Annotated in this window: 21 protein-coding genes, 1 other RNA gene and 1 other annotated feature; all 22 genes read left to right on the top strand. The window is 38.1% G+C overall.

Annotation, left to right across the window (positions count from 1 at the left end; translation table 11 throughout):
* Positions 1 to 15: 15 nt before the first annotated feature.
* The 22 genes from E7B10_RS02100 (at position 16) to gatC (ending at position 26,070) form a co-directional block, all read left to right on the top strand.
* Positions 16 to 1,167: a PIN/TRAM domain-containing protein gene (locus E7B10_RS02100; protein WP_287511207.1), complete on the top strand. Its 1,152-nt coding sequence runs from the start codon at positions 16 to 18 to the stop codon at positions 1,165 to 1,167.
* Complete coding sequence (ispD, locus tag E7B10_RS02095) at positions 1,151 to 2,326, top strand: 2-C-methyl-D-erythritol 4-phosphate cytidylyltransferase (RefSeq protein WP_278618123.1); 1,176 nt, start codon at positions 1,151 to 1,153, stop codon at positions 2,324 to 2,326. The genes E7B10_RS02100 and ispD overlap by 17 nt, the downstream gene beginning before the upstream one ends.
* 2 nt (positions 2,327 to 2,328) lie before the next feature.
* A complete protein-coding gene (gene gltX / locus E7B10_RS02090; protein ID WP_008714033.1) occupies positions 2,329 to 3,798 on the top strand; it encodes a glutamate--tRNA ligase in 1,470 nt (489 codons plus the stop codon).
* 118 nt (positions 3,799 to 3,916) lie between these two features.
* Entirely contained in the window at positions 3,917 to 4,888 is a 972-nt protein-coding gene (locus tag E7B10_RS02085; protein ID WP_316055458.1) for a bile acid:sodium symporter family protein, read from the top strand.
* A 240-nt stretch (positions 4,889 to 5,128) separates the two neighbouring features.
* Positions 5,129 to 5,335, top strand: a binding site (T-box leader).
* A gap of 49 nt (positions 5,336 to 5,384) precedes the next feature.
* A complete protein-coding gene (cysS, locus tag E7B10_RS02080; RefSeq protein ID WP_287511205.1) occupies positions 5,385 to 6,833 on the top strand; it encodes a cysteine--tRNA ligase in 1,449 nt (482 codons plus the stop codon).
* Positions 6,823 to 7,299, top strand: a complete 477-nt coding sequence (locus E7B10_RS02075) for a Mini-ribonuclease 3 (protein WP_004697373.1) — start codon at positions 6,823 to 6,825, stop codon at positions 7,297 to 7,299. Before cysS ends, E7B10_RS02075 begins: the two co-directional genes overlap by 11 nt.
* A 1-nt stretch (position 7,300) precedes the next feature.
* Positions 7,301 to 8,032 carry a 23S rRNA (guanosine(2251)-2'-O)-methyltransferase RlmB gene (gene rlmB / locus E7B10_RS02070; RefSeq protein ID WP_004697367.1) on the top strand — a complete coding sequence of 244 codons (732 nt, stop codon included), beginning with the start codon at positions 7,301 to 7,303 and terminating at the stop codon, positions 8,030 to 8,032.
* A 2-nt stretch (positions 8,033 to 8,034) separates the two neighbouring features.
* Positions 8,035 to 8,568: an NYN domain-containing protein gene (locus E7B10_RS02065; protein WP_287511203.1), complete on the top strand. Its 534-nt coding sequence runs from the start codon at positions 8,035 to 8,037 to the stop codon at positions 8,566 to 8,568.
* Positions 8,569 to 8,641: 73 nt separating this feature from the next.
* Positions 8,642 to 9,316 (top strand): RNA polymerase sporulation sigma factor SigH, encoded by a 675-nt coding sequence (gene sigH, locus E7B10_RS02060; RefSeq protein WP_024066834.1) that lies wholly within the window; start codon positions 8,642 to 8,644, stop codon positions 9,314 to 9,316.
* Positions 9,317 to 9,321: 5 nt separating this feature from the next.
* Entirely contained in the window at positions 9,322 to 9,558 is a 237-nt protein-coding gene (secG, locus tag E7B10_RS02055; RefSeq protein WP_009351331.1) for a preprotein translocase subunit SecG, read from the top strand.
* Positions 9,559 to 9,613: 55 nt separating this feature from the next.
* Positions 9,614 to 11,977 (top strand): ribonuclease R, encoded by a 2,364-nt coding sequence (rnr, locus tag E7B10_RS02050; protein WP_024062160.1) that lies wholly within the window; start codon positions 9,614 to 9,616, stop codon positions 11,975 to 11,977.
* Positions 11,978 to 11,985: 8 nt separating this feature from the next.
* Positions 11,986 to 12,456: an SsrA-binding protein SmpB gene (smpB, locus tag E7B10_RS02045; RefSeq protein WP_118091269.1), complete on the top strand. Its 471-nt coding sequence runs from the start codon at positions 11,986 to 11,988 to the stop codon at positions 12,454 to 12,456.
* Between the two features lie 153 nt (positions 12,457 to 12,609).
* Complete coding sequence (locus tag E7B10_RS02040) at positions 12,610 to 13,110, top strand: hypothetical protein (protein ID WP_004697157.1); 501 nt, start codon at positions 12,610 to 12,612, stop codon at positions 13,108 to 13,110.
* Complete coding sequence (locus tag E7B10_RS02035) at positions 13,110 to 13,841, top strand: 6-carboxyhexanoate--CoA ligase (RefSeq protein WP_004697200.1); 732 nt, start codon at positions 13,110 to 13,112, stop codon at positions 13,839 to 13,841. Before E7B10_RS02040 ends, E7B10_RS02035 begins: the two co-directional genes overlap by 1 nt.
* Position 13,842: 1 nt before the next feature.
* Positions 13,843 to 14,997, top strand: coding sequence for an 8-amino-7-oxononanoate synthase (gene bioF, locus E7B10_RS02030; RefSeq protein WP_004697385.1), 1,155 nt, complete (start codon positions 13,843 to 13,845; stop codon positions 14,995 to 14,997).
* Between the two features lie 177 nt (positions 14,998 to 15,174).
* Positions 15,175 to 15,516: a transfer-messenger RNA gene (ssrA, locus tag E7B10_RS02025) on the top strand.
* 272 nt (positions 15,517 to 15,788) lie between these two features.
* On the top strand, positions 15,789 to 16,916 hold the full coding sequence (locus E7B10_RS02020) for an efflux RND transporter periplasmic adaptor subunit (protein ID WP_004696969.1): 1,128 nt from the start codon (positions 15,789 to 15,791) through the stop codon (positions 16,914 to 16,916).
* Between the two features lie 14 nt (positions 16,917 to 16,930).
* Entirely contained in the window at positions 16,931 to 20,113 is a 3,183-nt protein-coding gene (locus E7B10_RS02015; protein WP_287511198.1) for a multidrug efflux RND transporter permease subunit, read from the top strand.
* 155 nt (positions 20,114 to 20,268) lie between these two features.
* Positions 20,269 to 21,210 (top strand): manganese-dependent inorganic pyrophosphatase, encoded by a 942-nt coding sequence (locus tag E7B10_RS02010; RefSeq protein WP_287511197.1) that lies wholly within the window; start codon positions 20,269 to 20,271, stop codon positions 21,208 to 21,210.
* A 219-nt stretch (positions 21,211 to 21,429) separates the two neighbouring features.
* Positions 21,430 to 23,619 (top strand): DNA helicase PcrA, encoded by a 2,190-nt coding sequence (gene pcrA, locus E7B10_RS02005; protein ID WP_004695971.1) that lies wholly within the window; start codon positions 21,430 to 21,432, stop codon positions 23,617 to 23,619.
* Between the two features lie 81 nt (positions 23,620 to 23,700).
* On the top strand, positions 23,701 to 25,704 hold the full coding sequence (gene ligA, locus E7B10_RS02000) for an NAD-dependent DNA ligase LigA (RefSeq protein WP_278618108.1): 2,004 nt from the start codon (positions 23,701 to 23,703) through the stop codon (positions 25,702 to 25,704).
* Between the two features lie 75 nt (positions 25,705 to 25,779).
* Complete coding sequence (gene gatC, locus E7B10_RS01995; RefSeq protein WP_004695967.1) at positions 25,780 to 26,070, top strand: Asp-tRNA(Asn)/Glu-tRNA(Gln) amidotransferase subunit GatC; 291 nt, start codon at positions 25,780 to 25,782, stop codon at positions 26,068 to 26,070.
* Positions 26,071 to 26,076: the final 6 nt, after the last annotated feature.

The following is a 26,076-nucleotide window of genomic DNA, read 5'->3' as shown; positions in this document are numbered from 1 at the left end:
TTAGGAGGTGATTTCATGATTTATCGGATTTTACGCTATGTAATAGCCATTTTAGTAGGTACAGCCGCCTACGTGGGAATGGATAGCTTAGCACCTATTATTGACCCATATTTGGTCTCTCAATTTGAATCTTTTGGGGACATGTCGTTAACAATTGCACGTATTGCAGTATTAATCGTAGGTACTCTATTAGGCCTTGTTATTGGTTATCTGATTTCATCATTTATTCTGAAACAAGGTTTAGTAATTGCTAAAAGATTAGAGCGTATTCTTACTCATATTCCAAATCAAGAATTGATTGCAGGCACCATCGGTTTATTATTCGGCCTTATTATTGCAAATCTAATTGGTGTTGCATTCAATCAAGTACCTATTATAGGACCTTATATTCCTATAATTTTGAGTGCTATTTTTGGATATAGTGGACTTAAAATCATGGCTCGTAAAGGCCCCGAAATGTACAATAATTACGTACAACAATGGGGAGGAGATAGCACTAAAAAAACAAGTCGTTTTAAAATGTTTTCAACTCATAAATTAGATAAATCTTCTAGTACGCCAAAATTACTAGATACTTCAGTTATCATTGACGGTCGTATCAAAGAACTATGTGCTACGGGCTTCATTGAAGGCCCTCTTATGGTGCCACTATTTGTATTAAATGAGTTACAGGTAATTTCTGACTCTGCGGATGCTACGAAACGCAACCGTGGCCGACGTGGCCTTGATATTTTGAAGGATATGCAAGATGCCAATAAGGTAGCTATAGAAGTTGTTGAAGATGATTATGATGATCTTGTAGAGGTTGATTCAAAACTTATGCGACTTGCTTTAGATAAGCAATGGAAATTGATGACTAATGACTTTAACTTGAATAAGGTGGCTCGTGTACAAGGTATTGAAGTGCTTAACCTCAATGAATTGGCAAATGTATTAAAACTTGCTCTAATCGCTGGAGAATGGATTCGCGTTCAAATCATGAAAGAAGGTAAGGAAGTACACCAAGGTGTGGCTTATCTCGACGATGGCACGATGATTGTCGTAGAGGATGGTAAACCTTATGTTGGTCAAAATGTAGAGGTTATGGTTACATCCATATTACAAACGAGTGCAGGACGGATGATTTTTGCTCGTGTAGATGGAGGACAAAATGGGCAAGGCAATTAGTTGTATCGTTCTCGCTGCAGGTGCTGGTCGCCGTATGGGATACAAAGAAAATAAGATATTTATTCCTTTAGGGGGACATTCTATTATTCAACGTACCATACAAAATGTAGAAAAGATTGAATGTTTAAAAGAAATTATTCTTGTTGTAGCTGAAGGCGAACAAGAATATATGTCTAACCATATTCAAGGGTTGGATTTGCATATTCCTGTAAAGATAGTGCTTGGTGGAAGAGAACGTCAAGATTCTGTGGCATATGGGCTCAAAGCTGTATCAGAAGATAGTAATATTGTGCTAGTTCATGATGGCGCGCGTCCATTAGCATCAACGAAACTGTTTGATTCTGTTGTTAGGGCCGCAATAGAATATGGAGCTGCTACTGTAGGTGTCCCTGCTACGGATACGATTAAACGGGTTAATACAGAGCATACCGTAATAGAAACCTTGAAACGCAGTGAGTTATATCAAATTCAAACACCACAAGGCTTTCAAAAAGATCTATTTAAAGAGGCCCATCAAAAGGCTTATGACGAAAAATATTTAGGCACTGATGATGTGTCCCTCGTCGAGTATTTAGGTAAGCCTGTACATATAGTAAGTGGAGACTATTGTAATATTAAGGTGACCACACCTAATGATATTGCAGTAGCAAAACGATATTTAGGAATTGAGGATAAGCGTATGCGCGTTGGATTTGGTTATGATATTCATCAATTAAAAGCAGGGCGTCCTTGTATCTTAGGTGGTGTTCATATCGAGTCTGACCTTGGCCCTGATGGTCACTCCGATGCGGATGTTCTCATTCATGCATTGATGGATGCCATGCTAGGTGCCGCTGGTTTACGGGATATTGGATACTATTTTCCACCTGAAGACGACCAGTATAAAGGGATTTCTAGCATGCTTTTACTAGAAAAAGTAAATTTCTTATTGAAAGAACGTGGGTTACAAGCCTATAATATTGATATTATGGTTATTTCTGAGACACCTAAATTAAAACCTCACATCGATATGATGAAGTCTAATTTACAGTCTATTTTAGAGATACCATTAGATCGCATTAGTATTAAAGCGACAACAAATGAAATGCTAGGGGCTATTGGTCGCCGCGAAGGCATTGCTGCACAAGCTGTCGTTTCTGTATATGAAGGAGAGATTTAATCATGAGTTCCATGAAAGTTCGTTTTGCTCCAAGCCCTACGGGTCCATTCCATATTGGTGGTGCTCGTTCTGCTTTATTTAACTGGTTATTAGCACGTAAGGAAAAAGGCACATTTGTATTGCGCATTGAAGATACAGATTTAGCTCGTTCTACACGTGAAAGTGAAGAGAATATTAAAGCTTCCTTACAATGGCTTGGCATGAACTGGGATGAAGGCATTGATGTAGGTGGTAATAATGGTCCTTACCGTCAAACAGAACGTCTTGATTTATATAAAGAAGTAACACAACGCTTATTGGATGAAGGTAAAGCTTATGAGTGTTACTGCACACCTGAAGAGTTAGATGCGGTGCGTCAAGATCAAATGGATCGTGGGGAAACACCAAAATACAACGGTCATTGTGAACACTTAGATGAAGAGACAAAGGCTAAATACATTGCTGAAGGTCGTAAACCTACAATTCGTTTGCGTGTACCGTTGAATAAAACATACGCTTTTGATGATATGGTACGTGGGCATGTATCCTTTGAGTCCAATGGTGTAGGTGACTTCGTTATCGTTAAATCCGATGGTATTCCTGTATATAACTTTGCTGTAGTAATGGACGATCATATGATGGGGATTACTCACGTTATTCGTGCAGAGGAACATCTATCCAATACACCTCGCCAAATGGCTATCTATGAAGCTCTTGGTTGGGAGGTCCCTAAGTTTGGTCATATTTCTTTGATTCTTGGTAAAGATTACAAAAAAATGTCCAAACGTCATGGTGCTACCTCTGTTGAACAATACAAACAATTAGGGTACTTGCCAGAAGCACTTGTAAACTTCTTGGCACTTCTTGGTTGGGCTCCTGAAGGTGAAGAAGAATTCTTCACACAAGATGAATTAATTCAGGCTTTCTCTATGGATCGGGTAGCGAAAAATCCTGCTGTGTTTGATATTGATAAATTGAACCATATAAATTTCCACTATATGAAGAATTTGAGTGATGAAGAGTTATTCCATCTTTGTTTACCGCATTTGAAAGAGGTTGGTTTAGCTCCAGATAGCTTGAATCAAGCTGATATTGATTGGTTGACATTATTATGCTCTACATTCCGTGATCATATTAGCTATGGTGCTCAAATCAAAGATCATGTAGGCTTGTTTATGGGCGAAACAGTATTCCTTGAAGAGGGCCATGAAGAAGAATTGCGTGCTGTATTGAATGAAGAAACAGCTCCAACAGTTCTCGGCGCTTTCCGGAATGCATTGGCTGAACTTGATGAAATTACACCTGAAGTTGTAAAAGCAACAATCAAGGCCGTAATGAAAGAAACCTCTTTAAAAGGTAAATTCGTATTTATGCCAATTCGTGTAGCTTTAACAGGTCAAATGCATGGTCCAGATTTGAATAATATTGTTACATTACTTGGTAAAGAAAAGTGCTTACATCGTTTAGATAATGTAGGTGCATTAACAAAATAAATTTGATCAATTAATCAAAGGAGTTCACGTAACAGGTGTTATGTGAACTCCTTTTGTATGTGTTGTTAATATTCTATAGAAATGCTATAATAATCGGCGTATTAAATTTTGATTTATTATGAAAGCGAGTGTTTTTATGAGTGTTATTCGTTCTATTAATCACTTATTCAATAGTTATCTATCCTGGATAGTACTATTGATGGCTGTTTTAGCATATATGCTACCTGCAGTATTTTCTTGGATGACTCCTTATATTGCTTACATGCTACAGTTTGTTATGTTTGCGATGGGGTTAACATTAACGGCTCAAGTCTTTATTGATGTATTTAAGCAACCAATGAAGGTTATTCTCGTATCCGTAATCCAATTCTTATGGATGCCATTAGCAGGTTTCTTAGTAGCCTTAGCATTTAATTTTCCTTCAGAAGTTGGGATTGGTTTTATCTTGTTGGGTGCATGTCCTGGTGGTACTGCTTCTAATGTAATGACCTTCCTTGCAAATGGTAATGTTCCCTTATCCGTATCAGCAACAACTGTATCCACATTATTGGCACCTATTTTAACGCCTTTATTTGTCGTATTATATGCTGGTGCAACATCTTCTATTGAAATTCAATTTATGCCAATGTTTATATCCATTGTAAAAATTGTGTTAGTACCAATTATTTTGGGGATTGTATTGAATTACTTTATTGGCGCAAAAATTGAACCTGTAAAATCTGTATGTCCAACCATTGCAGCTATCGCGGTATTGCTTATCTTGGCAGCTGTAACTGCAGTTAACCAAAAGCAAATTGCCGAAACCGGTTTCATTATTTTTGTAGCGTGTTTAGTACAAAATTTGAGTGGTTATGTTGTGACATACTTGGTATGTAAAGCCCTCAGTATTGATGTGTCTTCTCGTCGTGCTATGCAAATCGAAGTGGCTATGCAAAATTCTGCATTATCCGTATCTTTAGCACTAAAACACTTTACACCACAAGCTGCGGTAGCAGGTGCAGTATTCTCCATCATTCATAACTTTACAGGATCTATTTTTGCAGGTATTTGCCGTAAACATGATGATCAAGATAAATTAGAAAATGCTTAATATTAATTGATTTGATGTAATGACATTATTATTACTTGTGTACTATAAAAGCTATTGTTATGAATGATAATAGTAATTTAATATTCTGATTATATATCCTCATCTTTCTAATTAAGCTATTTAAAATACCTATGTATGATATGTGAATAGCTGCCTATGAAAGATGGGGATCTTTCTTGTAAATATTGACATTCTATAGCTTTATTGGTAAAATATTTTTATATATGAATATAGATTATTTTAATAGCTGAGACTGAAAGAAGTACTCTACGACTAACTTTTTAGCGAGAACCGATGGTGGGAGGGTTCATGGATAGGTAGATGAAATGCATTCACGAGCTGACACTCCGATTATAGGTAGGTTTGTCCGGCGACGCACCGTTATGCGATGAGTGGGTATCGCTATTGGTACCTAACAGAGTGGAACCGCGGACCATCGTCTCTGTATGAGATGAGAGGTCTTTTTTATTTTACAAAATTGGAGGCATCGGTAACGATGAGAGAAATTACTGTTTATAATACTATGACGCGCCAAAAAGAGGTTTTTAATCCTGTAACACCAGGTGAGGCAAAAATGTACGTATGTGGTGTCACACCATACAATCATCCTCATATTGGCAATGCTCGTCCTTTCGTGACTTGGGACGTAATTCGTCGCTATATGAAACATGTAGGCTATAAAGTAACATATGTACAAAACTTTACTGATGTGGATGATAAAATCATCAACACTTCTAATGGTGAAGGTGTCTCTTGGGATACCATTGCAAACCGTTATATTGATAGTTATTTTGAAGTAATGGATGCGTTAGGTGTACAACGTGCAGACATTTATCCACGTGTATCTACACATATTGATGATATCATTGCTATGATTCAAACATTGATTGACAAGGGCTACGCCTATGAACTCGATGGCGATGTATATTATAGTGTGGAGAAATTTGAACATTACGGTGAGTTATCTGGTCGTACATTAGACGATATGGAAGCAGGCGCACGTATTGAAGTAGATGGTCGTAAGAAGAATCCTATGGACTTTGCTTTGTGGAAAGCAGCAAAACCTGGTGAACCTTATTGGGAAAGCCCATGGGGGAATGGTCGTCCAGGGTGGCACATTGAATGTTCTGCTATGAGCCAAAAATATTTAGGCACAGAATTTGACTTCCACGGTGGTGGTAGCGATTTGATTTTCCCTCATCATGAAAATGAAATTGCTCAATCAGAAGGTTGCTCTGGTCAACATCCAGCAGTGCGCTACTGGTTGCACAATGGTTTTATCACTATTAATTCTGAAAAAATGTCTAAGTCCTTGAATAATTTCTTCTTGGTAAAAGATATTTTAGAACAATATAGTCCTGATGCATTGCGTTACTTCTTATTGAGCACGCATTACCGTAGCCCATTAGATTTCTCTGATGAGCGTCTAGAAGAAGCTAATAAATCTTTGGAACGGTTAAGCACAGCTATTGAAAACCTTCTTTACCTTGAAAAATGTGAGCCAGGCTCATGTGATGAAGCTCAACGCTTATTAGAAAAAGCTAAAGAGTATGAAGAAGAATTCGAAGCAGCTATGAGCGATGACTTCAATACTGCGTTAGCTACATCTAGCATGTTTGGTCTTGCTAAAGAGATCAACATTTACTATCAAACTGTAACAGGTCGTGAAGGTGTTGTTTGCCAAGAAGCTATTGCTGAAGTAAAACGTATCTTCAAGTTCATGACAGAAGTAATTGGTATTCTTGAAAAAGCATGGGAAGGCAACACAGGTGCTAACGCTGCTGAATATGAAGAATTAATGCAAGTAATCTTGTCTGTACGTCAAGCATGTCGCGATCAAAAACAATGGGCATTAGCTGATTGTATCCGCGATCGTTTGGCTGAAATCGGTATTACTATTGAGGATTCCCCTCAAGGTGCACGGTGGAAAAAACGTGAAGTTTAAACAATTTCAATTCTTAAAGAATGAAGCAATAAAAAAGTTGACGGCTCTTGAACAAGAGCCGCTTCGTTTGCGTAAACGAACTATAGAGGAGTGTCTCAGTGCAGATGCAGTTATGCTTGCCTATATTGGCGATGCCGTATACTCCATGTATGTCCGTGAACGAGTGGTACAAATGAATATATCTAAGGTACAAGTGTTGCACACCATTGTTACTGAGTTTATTTGTGCTAAGTCACAAGCGAAGGTATTGCTTGAAATAGAGGATGCTTTCACAGAACAAGAACAAGCTATTGCACGACGAGCTAGAAATAGTAATGTAAATGTGCCAAAAAGTAGTTCTGTTCAAGAGTATCGTAGTAGTACAGCCTTTGAAGCCGTACTTGGATTTCTTTATGAAACGCGTCAAGATGAGCGCTTACAAGATGTTATGAAGCAAGCCTTTTCAATAACTCTACGAGGTATGTAGTATGGATAATTATATTGTAGGTCGCAATGCGGTTAAAGAGGCCCTTAAAAGTGGTCGTTCCATCCAGCGCATTATGGTCAGTGAAGATAAGGTTAAAACAGGTCTAGCTGATATTGTTGGCCTTGCTAAATCTCAAGGCATTGAAGTGCGTCCAACACCTATCAAACAAATGAATAAATATGATTTAGAGGTACCACACCAAGGTGTTATTGCTCTTGTTTCTGCTGTTCAATTTAAGGAACTTGGTGAAGTACTACAAGAGACGAATCATGATGTCCCTTTGCTTATCCTAACAGATGGTGTTGAGGATCCACATAACATGGGCGCAATTATCCGTACTGCGGAATGTGTAGGGGCTACGGCCGTACTCATTCCTAAGCGTCACAATGCTCCTATTAATGCTACTGTAGCTAAAACATCGGCAGGTGCTATTGAACAAATTCCACTTGTACAGGTTGGGAATGTAGCTCAAACTATTAAACAACTTCAAAAACAAGGTTTTTGGGTTATGGGCGCTCATATGGAAGGTGATCGTACCTTATACGAGGCGGATATGACAATTCCTACAGTTATCGTTATCGGTAATGAAGGTAAGGGCATTAGCCGCGTTGTAAAAGAAGCTTGTGATTTCCTCGTTACCATCCCTATGTATGGGAATTTAAATTCTTTGAATGCATCTGTTGCAGCCGCCGTTCTTATGTATGAAGCGGTTCGTCAACGACAAGCGAAATAATTATGTTAAAAGATATCTTAATTGTAGATGGATATAATGTGATATTCGCCTGGACTCATCTAAAGAAATTGGCTCATGAGTCATTAGAACATGCCCGTATGGAGCTTAGAGATAGATTGTTAAACTACGGAAAATTCAAGGGATACGAAGTTATCCTTGTGTTTGATGGTAAATATACAAAGTCTGGCGGTTCTGTAGAGGCTATTACGAGCGGATTTCTTGAAGTCTATACTGAGGATGGAGAGACGGCGGATTCCTTTATAGAACGAGAGGTATTTTTGCGGAAAGGCAAATATACCAATGTATATGTTGTAACCTCTGATGGAGCTGAACAAAATCAAATTCTTGGATCTGGTGGTTTACGCATTCCAGCTCGAGAATTGCAAAATATGATTCGCATAGCTAAGGAAGAGGAACGACAGCAATATGCTCATGAACATAGACGAGATCAATTTAGCTTGCGACGTAATGAAGTAGGGGGCTTATTATCTCCTGAAGTGGCTGAAAAGCTAGAGAAATTGCGACGGGGCCATTGATAGTTGAAAATCAAATACACTTCCAGTATAATAAATATATTGGTTTTTCTCGCTCAATTGTAAGGAGGAGCTTATGAAATTAATTCATACACGCAAGTCCGATTACAATTTCAAGGAAATGACCGATGAGCAAGTTGTGGTCATAGCTCAAGAAGAGCAAAATGTGTTTGCAATCGATTATATTGTAAATAAATATAAGAACTTTGTTCGAGCTAAGGCCCGTTCCTATTTTTTAGTAGGTGCGGATCGAGAGGACATTATCCAAGAAGGTATGATTGGACTCTACAAGGCGACGCGCGATTTTAAACATGATAAATTAGCGTCTTTCAGAGCCTTTGCAGAATTGTGTATAACTAGACAAATTATTACGGCCATTAAATCGGCTACAAGACAAAAACATGCGCCTTTAAATTCCTATATATCTCTTAATAAACCAGTATATACAGAGGAATCAGAGCGTACATTGATCGAAATGCTATCCTCCGCAAAGGTTACAAACCCGGAGGACCTCATTATCAGCAAAGAGGAACTGGATGATATTGAGCGCAATATCGGTCATATTTTAAGTGATCTCGAGTGGGAGGTCTTGGAAGGATATCTAGACGGACGTTCTTATCAAGAAATGGCTGAGGTCACAGATCGCAGTGTTAAATCTATCGACAATGCACTGCAAAGGGTTAAACGTAAATTAGAGAAGTATTTAGAACATCGTGTATTGGGTTCGCCTAGAGCCTCACAGGAAGGATGACAGTCGTGACAAATTTTTTAATGATCCTAGAAGTAATCGTATCAATTTTATTAATCGTAGTAGTTGTGGCACAAAATAGCAAAAGCTCTGGCATGGGCGGTGCTGTTTCTGGTGCGGCAGACTCCTCTTTTGGTGGTAAGGCCCGTGGTGTAGACGGTTTCTTATCTAGATGTACAATTATTTTAGGGATTATCTTTGCTGTGTTGAGCTTAGTATTAGGGGCAATGATTAATCAATTCTAATGATGAAAGCCTGCTTTGCAGGCTTTTTCTTTTTCCATCCTAAGGGGGTGAAAATTTGAAGAAAAAAGTATTGGACTTTTATAAATCTATCCAACCACATGCATATCATATTGAAGATGCAGCAATGGATAATCATATTCGAGGTGGTAAAGACCTAGAAATGTTTATTCGGTCTGCTAAAATGCTTGCTCGCGAAGGTGTATTAACTTGTACGCGACCTGATGTATATCAATATGAAGAACAGCAGCATGAAGAATATGAAGGGATTTACAAAGGATATCGTAAATCTTATGGATTTGTTATCATGCTCGATGATGAAGATATTTATGTGGCTGAACAAAATAAGGGCACTGCCATGCATAACGACAAAGTGCGTGTTCGCGTAGTGCCATCTGACTATACAAAACATAAACGAGAAGGTATTATTGTTGATGTTATTGAGCGTGCTAATGAAACTGTAGTTGGCACCTATGATAGACAACAACACTTTGGCTTTGTTGTGCCTGATGATGAACGTATCGGTACAGATATATTTGTAGATTTAAAAAATACCTTAGATGCTCGTAGTGGCGCTAAAGTATTAGTTAAAATTACAAAATGGCCTGAAGGCGATAAAAAGCCTGAAGGTATTATAACAGAAGTTCTAGGCTATAAAGGCGATGTGGGCCTTGATATTAACTGCATCATGGCGAATCATAAGATTCCTTTTGCCTTCCCCGATGAGGTTATTAAGGCTAGTAAGAAAATCGATACTGTTATCCATGAAGACCCAAAACGTTGGGACCTTCGTGACTTACAAATGGTTACTATCGATGGGGAGGATGCAAAGGATCTTGATGATGCTGTGAGTGGTCGTAAATTACCGAATGGCAATTACGAATTAGGCGTACATATTGCAGACGTAAGCCACTATGTAACGTCTGGCCAACCTATCGATAATGAGGCCTATAAGCGGGGGACATCTGTTTATTTGGTAGACCGTGTAGTACCGATGTTACCTGAAGTATTATCAAACGGTATTTGTAGCTTAAATGCTCATGAAGACCGATATGCTATGACCTGTATGATGGAAATTGATGATTCTGGTACTGTCGTTAATTATCGTATTAGACCATCTATTATCCATGTTGGACGTCGTTGTAGTTATAAAGAAGTGTATAAGGCACTAGAAGAAAACATAATTCCCGATGATTTACAAGACTTTATGCCCATGTTACGGGACTTAGCAGAGATTTCGAAAATTTTAAATCGCATGCGCCGTCGTAGAGGTGCTTTAGACTTTGATTTTCCTGAATATAAGGTTTTGCTTGACCTAGATGGTACGCCATTACGTATCGTTAAACGGGATCGTACAATGGCAGAGCGCCTTATCGAAGAATGTATGCTTATCGCTAATGAAACGGTAGCGACTCATTTGAAAAATACACATCGCACTTCGGTATATCGTATTCATGAAAGTCCAAGTGAAGAAAAGTTAGATTTATTCCAAAAGGTATTAAATTACTTAGGTCAAGATCTCGTTCTTAGTGCTAATGGCGTAACACCTCGAGATTTCCAAAAAATCTTAGACGTGGTGAAGGGGCAGGATATTGAGCAAGTAGCTCAGATTATGACCTTGCGTTCGATGCAACAGGCTAAATATAGTATTAACAATGTGGGACACTTTGGCTTAGCATCTACATGTTATACGCATTTTACATCTCCTATTAGACGATATCCAGACTTAATGGTTCATCGCCTTTTAAAAGCAGATATGCATTGGAAAAATGGATATTCCAAGCGAGATGTAGAGGAGGCTTTTTTAGCTGGTGCTGTTGAACATTCCTCTATTCAAGAGCAAGTGGCAACAGAGGCTGAACGAGAAACTACAGACCTTAAAAAGACTCAATATATGGTTCCATTCGTTGGCGAAGTCTTTGAAGGCAGTATTGCAAGTATTACATCCTTTGGTATGTTTGTTGAGTTAGAAAACGGTATCGATGGCCTCGTGCATATTAGCATGATGAACGATGATTACTATTTCTTTGACGAAGAACATTTTGTTCTCGTTGGCAAACGTACAGGTAAAACATATCATCTAGGTGATAAGGTTACTGTTACCCTTGTAAAAGCCGATGTAGAAAAGAAACAAATTGACTTTGTTCTAGGTGAAGTAGATAATTTGATGGCTATCCAAGAACAATTGCGCAATGGTTCCGATTATGCTTCTAGTCGAGATAGCTTTGGTAGTCGTAAAGATCGCAAATCCTCAAGTAAGAGAGGGAAAAAATCTTCACGACGCGATGATAATAAAACTGGTCGTTCTCGTTATGATGCTTTCAGTAAAAAATCTGGAAAAGGCAAATCAAGCCGTAAGAAGTCGAATAAATCTATAAAACGTAGTCAATCTAAGAAATCTAAAAGTAAACGTAAACGATAGAGGTAAATATGGCAAAGAAATCAAGTCCATCCCTTATTGCTGACAATCGTAAAGCGCGTCATGATTTTCATATTCATGAAACCTATGAAGCAGGTATTGCTTTAACAGGTACTGAAATTAAATCTATCCGTCAAGGTAAGCTTAATTTGAAAGATAGTTTTTGTCGTATAGATAAAGGGGAAATTTTGTTGTATGGCGTTCATATTAGTCCCTATGAACAAGGCAACCGTTTTAATCATGAGCCAGAGCGTACACGTAAATTGTTGATGCATAAAGCTGAAATCAATAAATTACATGCTCAAGTGAAGGAAAAGGGTTTCTCTCTAGTTCCGCTTAACTTTCATTTTAGCCATGGCTATGTGAAGGTTACAGTAGGCCTTGTAACAGGTAAGAAGTTATACGATAAACGTCAAGATATGGCAGAACGCGATGCTAAGCGAGATATTGCTAAGAGACTTAAAGAACAACAAAAATATTAAAATAAAGAAATCGAGTCATGATGGCTCGATTTTTTTGTGTGATATTTGTTAACTTATCTTGTGTTTTTAGTTGATAAATATGTATATTGAAATTATAATGTAAACAAAGAGTTGTGATTGTGGTTGACATTTTCTAAGTAGAGGAGAAACATCATGAATCAGAATATTCGGTACATTACAGAGGTTGCTATTTTAACGGCTATGATTACTGTATTAGGTGCTATTAAAATACCTAATGTCATTCCAGGTATAGAGTTTCAACTGTCAGCTCCATTGGCGGTAGCCATATGTGCCGTATTCGGATTTAAGAAATATATTATTAGCGGATGTCTATCTAGTTTAATCGGTTTAGCACTAGGTACACAAACTATTTTGAATGTTATGATTGCTATGCAATTTAGACTTATCGTAGGGCTAATTCTTTGGATGTGCCACAATCATATGATAGGTATTATGATTTCTGGCCCGATTGCATCTGCATTAGCGCGATTGACCTTGTCTGTATATATCGGTAAAGCTGCATTACCTATGGTTGCATTAGCAGTGCCTGGCATGATTTTTACTGTTATTATGGCACCAGTATTTGTGAAAGTATTCCGTAAAATTCACAGCCAAGTACCTAAAAATGATCTTATTAAAGGGAAGGTGTCATAATGGCTGAATTATATAGTGTACGCATGCGTGCTGCTCAAGGTGGTCCCCATGAAAAAGGGGGCCACCATATTTCTGGGGCAGAGCGGATTGTGAAGTTAGAAGAAGTAGGGGCTATAGCTCAATCGTTAGCTGATCGCGCACTGCATCACAGTAAAGGAAGAGCTGATTTTATCAATATTACTGTAGATTTAATCCCACCGGAGAAGATTACATATATTGACTGTCTTAAGGTAGAGGAACATAAAACTAGTAGTATTTCTGAATCCCATCAATTGGCGACTGAGCTTTTACAAGGTCCTCATATTAGTGAGGCAGCTGTTCTTAAAGCTATATCTTTGTTAAAAAGTTTAGATAAATCTATGCGCGGCGCTATGTTAGTGGATGCCATTACTGGCGAGCGCTTAGATACAGGTGACCGCGGAGTACGTGTTAGTCATATGGACTCCTTTGACTCTCATGCATTAGGTGATAATGAACATATGAGAGAGGCTTTAGTATTAGCTTCAAAGGTTCAATCAGCAGATGGTATTGTGGGCGAATTATGTTGGTCTGATGATCCAGACTATACAGTAGGTTATGTTGCTTGTAATGGTGTATACCATCGCCTTCCTAATATGAAAGAATTTGGTTCAGATATAGGGGGCCGCGTTTTCTTTGTACGGTCTGATATAGATAGTGAAAGTGTAATTGAGTATTTGGAGCGTACTCCAGTACTTGTTCAACGGAGATAGAATGTACAAATTTTTTAAAGAACAATTAGATTCTAAGATAGAGAACCATAATTTACGAACCTTAAGAGAATACTGTCCTCTAGATGCAGTGCGAGTAAAACGAGATGATAAAGAATATTTAATGATGGCTTCAAATAATTATTTGGGCTTAACTTTTGATACTCGTGTCATAGAAGGGGCCCTGAAAGGGGCTCAACAATATGGAACAGGATCTGGTGGATCGCGCCTTGTATCTGGTACATTTCCATTATTTACAGAGCTCGAAAGGTCATTAGCTAAATTTAAGAATACTGAAAAAGCCCTTGTATTTAATACCGGTTATATGGCCAATGTAGGAACTATTTCTGCCGTAGCTGATAAGAATACTATTATTTTTAGTGATGCTCTTAATCATGCTAGTATTATTGATGGTTGTAGATTAAGTCGAGGTACTGTAAAAACATATAGCCACTGTGATATAGACGAGTTAAAGTATCTGTTAAAACAGGTAGATCGAAACACTCGAAAGCTTATAGTTACTGATGGCGTATTTAGTATGGATGGGGATATTGCACCACTAGATAAACTGTATGAATTAAGCCGTGATTACAATGCATTGCTCATGGTTGACGATGCCCATGCAACGGGAACTATTGGTAATGGTCATGGTACAGCGGCCTATTTTGGACTTGAAAAAGAAGTAGACATACAACTAGGTACATTGAGTAAATCTCTAGGCTCTGTTGGTGGTTATGTAGCTGCAAATAGTACTATCATAGATTATCTCGTTAATACGAGCCGCAGTTTTATATTCTCTACCGCATTATCTCCTGCTGATATAGGGGCGGCCTTAGCTGCATTGCAGGTTCTTGAGACAGATGCATCTGTTTTAGCGCGTTTACATGAAAATGTAAACTATATGGCAGATCAATTGATTTCTATGGGAATTGATGCTACTAATGAAACGCCAATTTTCCCAATACTAATAGGGCGTAATGAAGATACACTTGCCGTATCTGATTATCTATATGAGGATGGCATTATAGGCACCGCTATTCGTCCGCCTACAGTACCTATTGGTGAAAGCAGAATTAGACTAACGGTGACTGCTGCGCATAATAAAGAACAAATAGATTATGTGTGCCAATCACTGCAAAATGCTATGAAACAGTTATAATCATGATAATAGATAATATATCCTCTGAAGACAGGGATAAAAGAATCCTTGGATTGGTAAAATTGTCAAATTTAGATAAGTTGAGAAGGTTAAGAGTAGTGAATATACCGAATTGGTGAAGGTTTCATATAATTGACAGTAATACTAAATAGGCTTATAATTATGAGAGCGACACACGGGGATGTAAAGGTTTCGACAGGGGTGCGTGTGGTATAGATAGCGAGTCGGCGTTCCATGAGGCCGTTAAACGGTGGGAAAACATTTAAACGCAGAAGAAAATTTTGCATTAGCTGCATAAGCTACGTCCCTCATACTTGTGCCTACCAAGTGTGAATGGACGTCAAACCGTAGGCTGGCTTAATTCAGTTGTTCATATGAATTAGGCGAGACAACATGAACTGGGGTTGTGTAGCTTGTCTGTGAGCGGTAGCAACCTGAGATCTAAATCATAGACTGTGCTCGGAGAAGTCTATATGGCAACACTTCTGGACAGGGGTTCGACTCCCCTCATCTCCACCATATTGAATATATATCCTAGTAGTATAGAATGCTAAATAATGGTTCTATGCTTCTAGCATTTTTTTGTACACAAAAAAATATAAAAGTCAATAATTTTTATCGGTTTGATTGTGCACAATGAATATGAATTAAATCAGATTTTATCTATGTTTTATAAAGGTGGAAGGGTATCGAAAAAATTGACTTTGTCTATAGAATCCTGTAAAATATATAAAGATATTTATGTAATTATGACACATAGATGATTAGTTTCGTGTAAAGGAGTACAGATAATGAAGTTCCGTTATTCCCGTATGTTAGCGGCTCTCGTTGTATCCGCTGTAATGGTTGCTGGTTGTGGCAGTAATCAACAGCAAGCAGGCGACGTGAGTGTCAATGCATACAAAATTACTGCAAGTGATGCACAGGTAAACCAAACCTATGCTGGTACAGTAGTTGCAGAAAACTCTGTAGCTGTACATGCTCGTGTAACTGGTTACGTAGTTGAAAAATTTGTTAAAGGCGGGGAGCAAGTTGTAGCTGGCCAGCCATTATATCGTATCGATTCTCGTCAATACGAAGCTACTCTTGCTAATGCAGAAGCACAAGCAGCTCAAGCTAATGCAAACTATAAAAATGCTGAAGTAGACCTTAATCGTTATGAAACATTAGCTCAACAAGATGCTATTGCGCAACAACGTGTAGATACACAACGCAGTACTGTAGAACAAGCTAAGGCAGCTTATGAAGCATACCAAGCATCCGTAAAAATTGCTCAAGATAACTATGGCGATACAATGGTATATGCACCATATTCTGGTACATTACGTATGGATGATATCGATATGGGGACATTTGTACAAGCAGGTTCTACAACATTAGTAACTATTGATTCTATCGATCCTATCTTTGTTGAATTTAGTATGACAGAGCAAGAATATCTTGACTTCATGAAAAATCCAACTGGCGATGATTCCAATGGTCCAAATATTCAATTAAAACTTGCTGATGGCGAAACGTATAATCAACCGGGTTCTATTGTTCAAGCCGCAAAAAGTCTTGATCAATCAACAGGTAAGCTTGTGTTGAAAGCATCTTTCCCAAATCCTGATCATTTGTTGTTGCCAAATATGTTTGCTACAGTGATTTCTCCTGGTCAAAAACTTAAAGATGCTATTCTTGTTCCTAGTCGTGCCATTCTTCAAATCATGGATAAAAACTTTATCTATGTTGTAAATGCTGATGGTGTAGTAGAACAAAAAAGTGTTGAAGTTGGCGGTACAAGTGGTAGCGATACAATTATTAAAGCCGGTTTAGCACCTGGAGACACAATCATCGTTGATGGCTTAACTAAGGTTAAAAACGGTGTGAAGGTTAATGCTAAATTGCTTTCAAAAGAACAATTAAAAGCTACAAAATAGAAGGGGGCTAGATCGTGTCGAAATTCTTTATTAATCGACCTATCTTTGCCATTGTAATAGCCATTGTTATTACCTTGGTAGGTCTCATTTCTATGATGAACCTTCCGATAGCTCGATATCCACAAATTTCTCCACCTACAGTTCGTGTAAACACTGCCTATACAGGTGCAACGGCTCAAGTTGTTAATGATACGGTAGCCAGTGTTATTGAAACACAAATCGTAGGCGTACAAGATATGGACTATATGACATCTAGTAGCTCTAGTAATGGTAGTTACTCTTTGACTGTTCAGTTCAATCAAGGCACAGATGCCGATATGGATACGGTTAATACACAAAACCGTGTACAAGCAGCACTTGCTCAATTACCTGCAGAGGTACAAGCAGTTGGTGTTACAACTACTAAATCTTCTGGTGATATGGCTATGGTATTTTCCTTGAACTCACCTGATGGTACTTATGATTCTACATTCTTAAAGAACTATGCTACCAACTATATGATGGATGCTATTAAAGCCATTAAGGGTGTCGGTTCTGTACAAGAGTTCGGTTCTGATTATGCTATGCGCATTTGGTTAGATCCAGCGAAGATGCAAAATCTTGGTGTTACCATTTCTGAAGTAACAGCAGCTATTAAGGGACAAAACTTACAGGCTGCTGCAGGTACAGTTGGTCAAAATCCTACTAATGGGGAACAAGCATTTCAATACCCTATCAAAATTGAAGGTCGTCTTGTAACACCTGAACAATTTGGTAATATTGCTATTAAAAGCTCTAATGGTAAGGTATTGCATCTAAAAGATGTTGCTCGCATTCAAATTGGTGCTAAAGGATATGACTTTATTGCTAAGTCCGCACATAAAGAGGTAGCAGGTTTTGCTATTTCCTTACAAAATGATGCGAATGCATTAGAAACTATTGCGAATGTTAAGAAGGTACTAGATGAACAATCTAAATCTTTCCCACCAGATATGCAATATAACGTAGTTGTAGATAATACTAAATTCGTAAGTGCTTCCATTAAAGAGGTAGAGCATACCTTTGTAGAAGCATTGTTACTCGTTCTTATCGTAGTATATGTGTTCCTACAATCTTGGCGATCTACGATCATTCCTATGATTGCTGTTCCAGTATCCTTGCTAGGTACATTTGGTGCTTTCGTATTACTTGATTTCTCTATCAATACGTTAACATTATTCGCCATGGTATTGGCTATCGGCCTCGTTGTTGACGATGCTATCGTAGTAGTAGAAGCGGTAGAGTATGAATTAAAATATAATGGCTTACCTCCGAAAGAGGCGGCTATTAAAGCGATGGAAAATGTACAAGGCCCTGTAATTGGTATCGCCTTTGTATTGGTAGCTGTATTCGTACCAGTTGCCTTCATGGGTGGTATGACAGGTATTCTTTACAAACAGTTTGCATTAACAATCGCTGTATCTGTTGTTATTTCTGCGATTGTTGCCCTTGTATTAACACCAGCACTATGTGCTACGATGTTAAAACCTCACACACCTAAAGAGCGTGAAGATTGGGTACATCGTCAGTTAAATAAATTCAATGCAGCTTTAGAGCGTTTTAGCAATTGGTATGGTATCCAATTGGCTCGTTTAAGCCATCGTTTGAGCTTAACTGTTATTGCATTATTAATCTTTGCTGGTGGTACAGGTTTAGTATTCCACTTCTTACCAACATCCTTTGTACCTGCAGAGGATAGTGGTTACTACATGATTGCTGTTAATGAGCCACCTGGTGCTACATCAGAACGTACTATGGCTACACTTGAAAAAATCGCATCTTTCTTGGAAGGTAAAAATGATCCTGAAAAGCCTAAGGATGAACAATTATTCCAAGAGGTATTTACTGTAGCAGGCTTTGATCTCTTAGGTGGTGGTCAAAAATCTAGTGCTGGTGTAATTTTTGCAACCATGTCTGACTGGAAGTATCGTACAACACAAGCTACATCCATTAATGCTATGATTGGTCAAACATTTGGCTTTGCTGCACAAGGTGTTCCTGAAGCTACAGTTATTGCATTGAATCCACCATCTATTCCTGGTCTTGGTACTACTGGTGGTTTTAGCATGTACATCATCAACAAAGCTGGTGATAGCCCACAAGTTATGGCGGAACGTGCTAATGAATTCTTAGCAGAAGCTCGTAAGAGCCCTGCCATTCAATCTGTTTACACTACCTTCGATACATCTACACCATCCTTACAATTTGATGTAAACCGCGAAAAAGCGGCCCAAGATGGTGTGGCATTAGCAGATATTTTTACTACATTACAAGGTTTCTATGGTAGTATTCAAGTCAATGACTTTACTACATATGGTAAAAACTACAAAGTAGTAGTTCAAGCTGAAGACGCTTATCGTCAAAATGCAGATCAGCTTAATATGTTAGCTGTTCGTAATAGTAAGGGCCTTATGGTTCCAGTTTCTAACTATATTACGAAGGAACAAACTGGTATGCCATCTAGTATTACACGTTTTGATAATGCTATGGCTGTACAAATCGGCGGTTCTCAAGCACGTGGTTACTCCTCTGGTGATGCTATTAATGCATTGAAAGAGGCGGCAGCTAAAACGTTACCAGCTGGTTATACATATGACTGGGCAGGTCAATCTCGTGAAGAATTGAAAGCTGGTTCTCAAACCATCATGATTCTTGGTTTAGGTCTAGTATTTGTATTCTTAATCTTGGCTGCTTTGTATGAATCTTGGAAGGTTCCATTTGCCGTATTGTTCTCTGTACCATCTGGTATGATTGGAGCTTCTTTAGTTCCATTCTTGTTGAATTTTACAGGTAGATATTCCTTAGCTAACGATATTTATATGCAAATCGGTCTTTTGACCCTTGTTGGTTTGGCCGCAAAAAATGCGATCTTAATCATCGAGTACGCTAAGATTCGTGTAGACGAACGTGGTATGAACGTTGTTGATGCCGCTATCGAAGCTGCAAAAATTCGTTTACGTCCAATTTTGATGACATCCTTTGCGTTTATCCTTGGTGTATTGCCATTGGCAGTATCTACTGGTGCTGGTTCTGGTGCTCGTACATCCATGGGTATTACTGTAGTAGCAGGGATGACAACAGCAACATTGTTTGGTATCTTTATCATTCCAATGCTGTTCATCATCATTGAAACACTTGGACCTGGTTTGTTGACAAACCGTAAAAAAAATCACGACTAATCATTTACATTAGATAATTTTGTAGAATGACAAAAACACGTCACTACTTAGTAGTGGCGTGTTTTTTTATATAATTTATGATATAATAATAGAGTTAAAAATCGGATTGACGTAAGTCGATATTAAGTGTGAAATTTATATAAAAGAGGTATATTATGAGTGATGTAAAAACATATGTAGCAGGTCATAAAAGCCCTGATACAGATTCTATTTGTTCTGCTATTTCCTTTGCTAATTTCTTAACACAAATGGGCACACCAGCTACTCCAGTATGTGCAGGTGAAGCAAATAAAGAAACAACATACGTATTGAATCATTTTGGTTTTGAACACCCTCAAATTGTTAAGAATTGGGAAGAATTTGCTCCAGAAGGTGGTAACTTATATTTAACAGACCACAATGAATCTAAACAAATTATTGACGGTTACAAGTCTATGAATATGTGCGGCGTTGTGGATCATCACCGCATTGGTGATTTCGAAACTGATGGTCCTGTATTTATGCGTTTAGAACCAGTAGGTTGCTCCAATACAATCATTACTAAATTGTACATGGAAAACAATCAAGAAATTCCTAAAGCTATTGCAGGCTTGATGTTGTCCGCTATCATTTCTGATACTGTTTTATTCCGTTCTCCAACATGTACTGAAACAGATAAAGAAATGGCTCATAAATTGGCAGAAATCGCTGGTGTAGATATCGAGTCCTATGGTCTTGATATGTTAAAAGCTGGTGCCGACATTTCTGATTTGACTAATGATGATATCGTTCGTACAGATATGAAAGAGTTCTCCGAAGCAGGTAAAACTATTTCCATTGGACAAATTTCCGTTATGGATACTACAGATGTGTTGGCTAAACAAGGCGAACTTGTACAAGCTTTAGAGGCTCTTCGCAGTGCCAATAACTACGATGCATCTTACATCATGATTACAAATATTCTCGATGAGAGTACAACATTGTTGTTTAGTGGCGATGTAGAAGCTGTAGTTACTAAAGCATTTGAAAAAGAAATAAAAGATAATGGTGTATTCTTACCTAATACTATGTCTCGTAAAAAACAAATTGTACCACCAATTCTTGGTGCTATGAAATAGTATACAAACTAAAAAAGAACGTTGCTCGCAACGTTCTTCTTCTCTATTTATAGGGCTTCAAGTATATTGCATGAATATGTTAATTGCTATTATAAATGTGTTTATTTGCATATAATAATTTAGCTTTTAACTATACATACTTATTTCACAGATTTATAAAGATCATTTATGTATATTTGGAGTTTGTATTGCATAAGTAAGGGCAATAGGTGTGTTTCGATGAATTCATTATTAACAGGTTTAAATAAAGAACAACAACAAGCAGTCCAGCATACGGAAGGCCCTTTATTGATTTTAGCTGGTGCTGGATCTGGTAAAACAAAGGTCTTAACAGTTCGTATTGCACATTTATTGGCACAAGGTGTTAATCCTTATGAAATCTTGGCCATTACTTTCACCAATAAAGCGGCGAAAGAAATGAAAAGCCGTGTAGAAGGTCTTGTAGGCGATGTGGCAAATCGTATTTGGCTCAGTACATTCCACAGCTTTTGTGCTAAGTTTTTACGTTTTGAAATAGATAGTTTCTTAGGGTATAACAGCAATTTTACTATCTATGACACATCTGACTCTCAAGCTGTTATTAAGGCCGCATTGAAAGCGTTAAATTTGGATGATAAATACTATCCTGTAGGGGCTATGATTGCTGCCATATCAGATGCTAAGAATAAATTACTTTTTGCTTCTGATTTTAGAAAACAAGCACGAGACTTTTACCAACAAAAGGTAGCTGATGTTTATGAGTATTATGAGCGGGAGTTGCGCAAGAATAATGCATTAGATTTTGATGATCTATTATTAGTAGCCGTTAAATTATTACAGTCTAATGCAACTGTTCTTGATAAATATAGTCATCGTTTCCGTTATGTCATGATTGACGAGTATCAAGATACAAACCATGCACAATATTTATTGGCGAAATTATTAGCTTCACATTGGAAGAATATCGCCGTCGTGGGTGATGCTGATCAAAGTATTTATGCTTGGCGTGGCGCTGATATTCAAAATATCTTAGATTTTGAAAAGGACTATCCTAATTGTACATCTATTAAATTAGAGCAAAACTATCGTTCTACTAAGATTATTCTCGATGCAGCCAATGCTGTTATCGATAATAATGAAGGTCGCCCAGAGAAAAATCTTTGGACCGATAAAATAGAAGGCGCAAAAATTCAGCATTTTACGGCTCAATCCGAACATGAGGAAGCAGCTTTTATCGGTGACACAATCGCTAAAAAACATGATATTCACGATGTTCCATATGGGGATATGGCCATTTTATATCGTACAAACGCCCAGTCTCGTGTCCTTGAAGAAGCACTTATTAAGCGGGCCTTACCCTATACGATGGTAGGGGGCACAAAGTTCTATGATCGTAAAGAAATCAAAGACGTTTTAGCTTATTTACGCGTATTATACAATCCCTTTGATGATTTGAGCTTATTGCGCATCATTAATGTGCCAAAACGGAGTATTGGGGCCACTACAGTTGCTAAACTACAAGACTATGCTCGTGAAAAAGGAACGTCTTTGTTTATGACGCTTACGCAGTTACACTTAATTGATTCTATCAAGGGAAAAACTAAAGAAAAGTTAGAAGAATTCGGTATTCTCATCTTTACTCTTGTTTCTGAAATGGAAGATAAAACTGTACTCGATATCTTAGAGTCTATTCTAGATAGAACAGGTTATTTGGCACAATTAGAAGAGAGTACAGACCCACAAGATCAAGCTCGTGCTGAGAATATTGGTGAGCTTTTATCTGTGGCAAAAGACTTCCAAGATACAAATCCATCTGGTACTGTAGAGGACTTTTTAGAGCAAGTAGCACTTGTTAACGATGTAGACTCCTTCGAACAAGAAGAGGCTAAAGTGACATTGATGACATTACATGCTGCAAAGGGTTTGGAATTTCCTATCGTATTCTTATGTGGGTTGGAAGAAGGTTTATTCCCTCATAGTCGTACCTTGATGAACCCTGAAGAAATTGAAGAGGAACGTCGTCTTGCTTATGTAGGTATTACGCGTGCTGAAAAGGAATTATATATTTCTAATGCCACTACTAGAACCGTATTTGGCCGTACTAGTAGTTATTTACCATCTCGATTTATCGATGAAATTCCCGAAGAATTAGTAGATGGCTTACGTGCTAAGCGTAAAGTGCCTGACGATATTAAACGTCATGTACCCCAACATATGAGTGTTACTAGCCGCCCTGTGACAAAGCCAATTGTTCGTAATGAAGTAATTGCCGACTGGAAGGTGGGCGATACGGCTATTCATAGTAAATGGGGTAATGGTAAAGTAATCAACGTAACTGGTGAAGGGGCGGGTATGAAATTGACTATCGAGTTCCCTACACAAGGTGTACGTGTCGTAATGGCAAAATTTGCGCCTGTTAAAAAGGGATGATTCGTCTAATTACGTTTATATTTAAATAGAAAACACATACAATCATATAACTAAATATATTTGTGTATAAAAGGGTATAAAATGAATCCGAAAGATAGAATTAAAGAGTTGCAACAGGAGCTTACTCATGCGCAGTATTTATACTACGTAAAAGATGCTCCTACTATGAGCGACTTTGAATATGATAAAAAATATCGTGAGCTTGTGGATTTAGAAACTGCTCATCCTGAATATATTGTGCCATCTTCTCCAACACAACGGGTCGGTATGAAGGTGGAAGGCTCCTTTGAAAAGGTCGTTCATGGACGTCCTATGTTAAGCCTTAGCAATGTATTTAATGCTGATGAAGTACGAGCTTTTGGAAATCGTGTAGAAAAGGAACTTGGCCATAAGCCATCTTCGTATGTTGTAGAACTAAAAATCGATGGCTTAGCAGTTAATTTACACTATGAAAATGGTATGTTTGTCCGTGCTGTTACGCGTGGTGATGGTCGCATTGGTGAAGATGTAACAGCTAATGTACGTACCATTAAATCTATTCCATTATTTTTAGATAATGCGCCTGAGTTTATCGAAGTTCGTGGTGAAGCGTATATGCCTCATAGTGAATTTAAACGTATTAATGAAGAACGTGATGAAGAAGGTCTCCCGACCTTCGTAAATCCTCGCAATGCTGCAGCAGGTTCCTTACGACAACAAGACCCAGCTATTACTGCTAACCGGAATCTTGCATTTTTCGCATATGCTATAGGTTCTGAAGTGGGAGCCAATATTCATAGCCAAGAGGAATTGCTTAAGAGTTTAGAGAACTTTAAGTTTTCTGTAAATCCTCATTATCGTGTATGTAAAACAATTGATGAAGTAATTGAAGCCATTGATTATTGGGGTGATAAACGGCATGAACTTCCATATGATACAGATGGAATGGTTATTAAGGTAAATAGCTTTGATGATCAAGAGGTTCTTGGTAGCACTGCAAAGGATCCTAAATGGGCCACTGCGTACAAGTATCCACCTGAAGAAGTGGAAACAATCCTTAAAGATATTACCATTAATGTAGGTCGCACAGGGGTTCTAACTCCTACTGGTGAGCTGGAATCCGTATTTGTATCTGGTACGAATGTAAGCCGAGTTACATTACACAACCAAGATTTTATCGATGAAAAGGATATTCGTATTGGTGACCACGTTATTATTCACAAGGCGGCGGAAATCATTCCGGAGGTTATCCGTGTTGTTCCTGAAAAGCGAAATGGCTCCGAAATTCCTTTTACAATTCCTAATACATGTCCTGTATGCGAATCTCCTGTAGTTCGTCGTGAAGGAGAAGCGGCAGTTCGATGTACGAATAAACATTGTCCAGCTATTGAAAAGGAACAAATTATCCACTTTGCCTCTCGTGACGCTATGAATATCGATGGCCTTGGTCCTAGTATCGTAGAAAATTTGATCAACAACAAGTTAATTACAAATGTTGTTGATTTATATCATTTAACTGTAGACCAACTTGTTACGATGGACCGTATGGGTAAAAAATCTGCAGAAAATTTGGTGAAAGCTATTGATGACTCTAAATCACGTGGTTTAGACCGTGTATTATATGGATTGGGAATTCGTTTAATCGGCTCAAAGGCTGCAACTACAATTGCTAATGTGGTGCAATCTATAGATCGGTTCATGACTATTACGAAGGATGAACTAGTAGCAGTTGAAGAAATCGGGCCCACAATGGCAGATAGCATCGTTGAATATCGTCAAGATCCAGCACATAAGGAAATTATTGAAGGCTTAACTCAAGCTGGTCTTAAGATGACCGTAGATGTAGTAGAAGCTGCAGGCAATCAAATGGAAGGCGAAATCGTCGTTCTCACAGGTAAGCTTGAGGTTATGGGGCGCAGTGAAGCCGGTAAAATCCTTGAAGCTCATGGAGCCAAGGTTACTGGTTCTGTTTCAAAGAAGACAACACTCGTCGTAGCTGGAGAAGATAGTGGTAGTAAACTCACTAAAGCAAATGAATTGGGTATTCGTGTGATAAACGAAGAAGAGTTCGTAGAACTATTAAAAGAACTCGGTGAAATCCAATAAATATATAGTCTTACAATGTTTTGAAAATATATACTATTTGCTTTATAATAAGTAATTATGAAAGGATGTGTTCCGATGAAAATCAGCCAAGAGGAAATAAAAAAAATCGCCTTGCTTTCACGTTTGGAAGTTAAAGAAGAACATATGGCACATGTAGAAAAAGAGTTGTCCGACATCTTGACCTATGTTGCTGAACTAGATGCATTAGAACTAGATGGTGTTGAACCAATGGCTCATGCTGTACCTTTACACAATGTATTTAGAGAGGATGAAAAGAAACCATCCCTTGATCATGAGTTAGCTTTATCCAATGCTCCAGAAGCAGAAGATGGGTACTTTAAAGTGCCTCGTGTTGTACAAGAATAGGAGATT

It is taken from the genome of Veillonella sp. (assembly GCF_032470285.1).
Classification (GTDB): Bacteria; Bacillota; Negativicutes; order Veillonellales; family Veillonellaceae; genus Veillonella.
Note: the sequence above shows the minus strand (reverse complement) of the source record. Positions and strands in the feature narration are given on the sequence as shown.

What these genes read in the sequence shown, in the direction of transcription:
- E7B10_RS02100 (WP_287511207.1), top strand. Translation starts at nt 16, where the DNA reads ATGATTTATCGGATTTTACGCTATGTAATAGCCATTTTAGTAGGTACA.
- ispD (WP_278618123.1), top strand. Translation starts at nt 1,151, where the DNA reads ATGGGCAAGGCAATTAGTTGTATCGTTCTCGCTGCAGGTGCTGGTCGC.
- gltX (WP_008714033.1), top strand. Translation starts at nt 2,329, where the DNA reads ATGAGTTCCATGAAAGTTCGTTTTGCTCCAAGCCCTACGGGTCCATTC.
- E7B10_RS02085 (WP_316055458.1), top strand. Translation starts at nt 3,917, where the DNA reads ATGAAAGCGAGTGTTTTTATGAGTGTTATTCGTTCTATTAATCACTTA.
- cysS (WP_287511205.1), top strand. Translation starts at nt 5,385, where the DNA reads ATGAGAGAAATTACTGTTTATAATACTATGACGCGCCAAAAAGAGGTT.
- rlmB (WP_004697367.1), top strand. Translation starts at nt 7,301, where the DNA reads ATGGATAATTATATTGTAGGTCGCAATGCGGTTAAAGAGGCCCTTAAA.
- E7B10_RS02065 (WP_287511203.1), top strand. Translation starts at nt 8,035, where the DNA reads ATGTTAAAAGATATCTTAATTGTAGATGGATATAATGTGATATTCGCC.
- sigH (WP_024066834.1), top strand. Translation starts at nt 8,642, where the DNA reads ATGAAATTAATTCATACACGCAAGTCCGATTACAATTTCAAGGAAATG.
- smpB (WP_118091269.1), top strand. Translation starts at nt 11,986, where the DNA reads ATGGCAAAGAAATCAAGTCCATCCCTTATTGCTGACAATCGTAAAGCG.
- E7B10_RS02040 (WP_004697157.1), top strand. Translation starts at nt 12,610, where the DNA reads ATGAATCAGAATATTCGGTACATTACAGAGGTTGCTATTTTAACGGCT.
- E7B10_RS02035 (WP_004697200.1), top strand. Translation starts at nt 13,110, where the DNA reads ATGGCTGAATTATATAGTGTACGCATGCGTGCTGCTCAAGGTGGTCCC.
- bioF (WP_004697385.1), top strand. Translation starts at nt 13,843, where the DNA reads ATGTACAAATTTTTTAAAGAACAATTAGATTCTAAGATAGAGAACCAT.
- E7B10_RS02020 (WP_004696969.1), top strand. Translation starts at nt 15,789, where the DNA reads ATGAAGTTCCGTTATTCCCGTATGTTAGCGGCTCTCGTTGTATCCGCT.
- E7B10_RS02010 (WP_287511197.1), top strand. Translation starts at nt 20,269, where the DNA reads ATGAGTGATGTAAAAACATATGTAGCAGGTCATAAAAGCCCTGATACA.
- pcrA (WP_004695971.1), top strand. Translation starts at nt 21,430, where the DNA reads ATGAATTCATTATTAACAGGTTTAAATAAAGAACAACAACAAGCAGTC.
- ligA (WP_278618108.1), top strand. Translation starts at nt 23,701, where the DNA reads ATGAATCCGAAAGATAGAATTAAAGAGTTGCAACAGGAGCTTACTCAT.
- gatC (WP_004695967.1), top strand. Translation starts at nt 25,780, where the DNA reads ATGAAAATCAGCCAAGAGGAAATAAAAAAAATCGCCTTGCTTTCACGT.